The organism is Acidovorax sp. GW835-FHT14G06 (assembly GCF_058793595.1).
Window position 1 is genome coordinate 1 of the sequence record NZ_JBXAGA010000042.1, and the last position, 2471, is coordinate 2471.

A 2471-nucleotide genomic window follows, 5' to 3' on the forward strand; every position below is an offset into this window, starting at 1 on the left:
CCGAATGCTGCAAAGAATGCGAGAGCCCAGATGACCCAAAAGAGCAGGTCGTCTAGGCCGATCTCTATGTCATCGGTGTTGGTCATGGCCTGCCTTCAAAAACAAGTTTGCGCATGTCCTGCAAGTGGCGTTCTGTCGCCGCCAAGCTGCCAGCACTTCCGGTGCCTTCTGTGGGGCGCAATCCGCACCCCCAAAGCTCATCCATCAGTTGCTGAGCTGCGGTGAATTCAAGGCGCAAGAACGGGTCGTGAACCACTGTCGCGTCTTGGGCTTTCATCACGACTGGCTGAGCGACAGACAAAACACCGTCTGTGCGGGATGCCATGTGCAGCTCTATGCCTGACCGCCACGGCGCGCGGGCGGCTTGAAAGATCAATGACGGCATCACTGCACTCCTTCGCACTTGGCTAGTGCGGCGAGCGCAGCATCCAGCGCATCCCGCCTGTTTTCTCCGCTTCCCCATGCTCCGGGGCGGTAAAAATCGACCATGCCTTGAAGGGCGTCCAGCAGCTCATCCCTCTGCTCCACTAACTGCACAGGTGACAGGCCAGTGTTGTGGAACACTGTTCCGGCTTCTGCGATCAGGTCTGCAGACGCCTCGCCATGCAGGCGGCAGATCGTCACGCCTTCGTACTTACCTTGCGTATCCAATCGCTCCATCACGCTCAGATAGTCTGAGTCGTCGTCGTACTCGGCAACCCACACTAAGCGCGGCTTCATTTCACCCATGGCTGGCCTCCTGCTACTTGATATTCACGACCGCGCTTTGGCACGCATTGCAGCTCCTTGTCAGAGAGCCATTGCGCTTGCGCTCCCGGACCACATGCGTACTGCCCAGCAAACTCGCGGCTTGCCTTGGCCCGTTCCTCCTGCTGCACAGATTGCAGTTCATCAGCGTGGCCAAACTCCTCGCGGTAGTCGGCGTCGCTCACAAAACAAAAAGCGCCGAGAACGGCGCTTAGTACGATGGCAGTGCCCCAATTCGGGTGAAGGTTGTTCATTCGTCAATCTCCGCAGTGTGATACCCATGTTTGTTCGCCAGCGCTTTCACCACAGCAATGCACGACGGCACACCGGCAGCGCAAGCGTCCATCAGTGCAGCAATCACTTCGTTATCGTGATCTCGGTAGCTGAGGCCGTCCAACAAGCGGTCGTACTTGCCGAGCCGTGCTTCAAAGACGGCAACCGCAGCGAGTCGGGCTTCTTCAATCTGCATCAACTCGTCGCGCTTTGATCGGCGGTCTTCTTCGTTTGCGCAGTCGCGCATCAGGACTTCAAAGGCCATGCTCTGCTCCATGAAAAAAGCCGCACTAGGCGGCTTGGGTTGTGTGGGGTTGGTGCGTCGTGCAGGACTCGAACCCGCAACCTACTGCCTAGAACACAGCAGCTCTATCCAGTTGAGCTAACGACGCTATGTGGCTTGCCCTGTCTATAGGAAGACAGGGAGGGGGTTAGGCATCGGTAACGATACCGCCGTGTAGCTCAATCAGCTGCTCTACAAGTTCAATCGGCACATAGCCATACACTGTGTCCGTTGGCTTGTCCGGCTCCTCCGCATAACTCATGATCAGCTCTGGTTCAGCGCTTGGAAAACCCACCTCGACCTCGTACCAAGGCCCCATGTTTTCCCGTGGAGAGCAATACGCTCCGTAATTTGCTTGAGCTGAAAGCGAAAACCCATCTTTGCAGGTGATGCGCTTTGCTATTGGATAGTGACTTCCATCATGCCCACGACCTCCGTGGTCACGAACGCTCATCAAATATGCGTTCAAGTCCATGCTCTTCTCCTAGTTTGTTGAATTGGGGGGGGGATTGCTTTGAAGGGCGGGCAGGCTTGTTAAGTCCTACTAGGGCTCGTTATTCCCAGCGTTTGTAGTCAAGCAAAAGTCTTGCTGGGCCTCGTCAGGCCCTGACAACTCTTGCCCAAAGATCGCAACGGTCATGCAGCCTTCCCGGGTACTGCAATAAACATAGCTGCGCCGCTTGCGTGTCCACGTTCCACGCCGCCGCCCATCAAAGCAATCCCGGCACTCCCGGCCCCTGGTGTAGGGGCGGGGTGGGGGGTATCTATTCAGTTACCGCTACAGCCTCAGCCGCAACGCCGCGCCCAGCGCCTTTTGCAAGACCCAGCAGTGCATCTTTGTGCGCACGCCAGAATCGCAGAGCCTCACGCCCATCCATCTCGGCAATGCGCTTGTCGTCGTATCCCGCCCAATCGCTCAGCTTGTGCAACTCGCATCCGATCTGCATGTGTTCATCAAGAATGGTGACGCGCCAGTGCAGCCCAAAGAGTTGAATCGGCGCCTTGTTGATCACGATGCCGTCGCGCCACTTGGCGCCCGAGAGGTTGGCGCCCGAGAGGTAGGCGCCCGAGAGGTAGGCGCCCGAGAGGTTGGCGCCCGAGAGGTTGGCGCCCGAGAGGTTGGCGCGCGAGAGGTTGGCGCCCGAGAGGTAGGCGCCCGAGAGGTTGG

At 58.0% G+C, this 2471-nt stretch carries 6 protein-coding genes and 1 tRNA gene; all 7 read right to left on the reverse strand.

Features of this window, described 5'->3' with window-relative positions:
• Positions 1-82 precede the first annotated feature (82 nt).
• Positions 83-385 (reverse strand): hypothetical protein, encoded by a 303-nt coding sequence (locus AC1Q64_RS25585; RefSeq protein ID WP_492253166.1) that lies wholly within the window; start codon positions 383-385, stop codon positions 83-85.
• Complete coding sequence (locus AC1Q64_RS25590) at positions 385-729, reverse strand: hypothetical protein (RefSeq protein ID WP_492253167.1); 345 nt, start codon at positions 727-729, stop codon at positions 385-387. Before AC1Q64_RS25590 ends, AC1Q64_RS25585 begins: the two co-directional genes overlap by 1 nt.
• The gene (locus tag AC1Q64_RS25595; protein WP_492253168.1) at positions 717-1001 is read right to left on the reverse strand and encodes a hypothetical protein; all 285 of its coding nucleotides are present in this window, start codon (positions 999-1001) and stop codon (positions 717-719) included. Before AC1Q64_RS25595 ends, AC1Q64_RS25590 begins: the two co-directional genes overlap by 13 nt.
• A complete protein-coding gene (locus tag AC1Q64_RS25600; RefSeq protein WP_492253169.1) occupies positions 998-1285 on the reverse strand; it encodes a hypothetical protein in 288 nt (95 codons plus the stop codon). Before AC1Q64_RS25600 ends, AC1Q64_RS25595 begins: the two co-directional genes overlap by 4 nt.
• A 50-nt stretch (positions 1286-1335) precedes the next feature.
• Positions 1336-1412 (reverse strand) — tRNA-Arg (locus AC1Q64_RS25605).
• A gap of 39 nt (positions 1413-1451) precedes the next feature.
• A complete protein-coding gene (locus tag AC1Q64_RS25610) occupies positions 1452-1778 on the reverse strand; it encodes a hypothetical protein (protein ID WP_492253170.1) in 327 nt (108 codons plus the stop codon).
• A 289-nt stretch (positions 1779-2067) separates the two neighbouring features.
• Positions 2068-2471: pentapeptide repeat-containing protein (locus AC1Q64_RS25615; protein WP_492253171.1), on the reverse strand; the 404-nt coding region annotated here is incomplete at its 5' end.

Bases quoted from the DNA above. Each gene is read 5' to 3' on its own strand.
- AC1Q64_RS25585 (WP_492253166.1), bottom strand. From the start codon at position 385: ATGCCGTCATTGATCTTTCAAGCCGCCCGCGCGCCGTGGCGGTCAGGC.
- AC1Q64_RS25590 (WP_492253167.1), bottom strand. From the start codon at position 729: ATGGGTGAAATGAAGCCGCGCTTAGTGTGGGTTGCCGAGTACGACGAC.
- AC1Q64_RS25595 (WP_492253168.1), bottom strand. From the start codon at position 1,001: ATGAACAACCTTCACCCGAATTGGGGCACTGCCATCGTACTAAGCGCC.
- AC1Q64_RS25600 (WP_492253169.1), bottom strand. From the start codon at position 1,285: ATGGCCTTTGAAGTCCTGATGCGCGACTGCGCAAACGAAGAAGACCGC.
- AC1Q64_RS25610 (WP_492253170.1), bottom strand. From the start codon at position 1,778: ATGGACTTGAACGCATATTTGATGAGCGTTCGTGACCACGGAGGTCGT.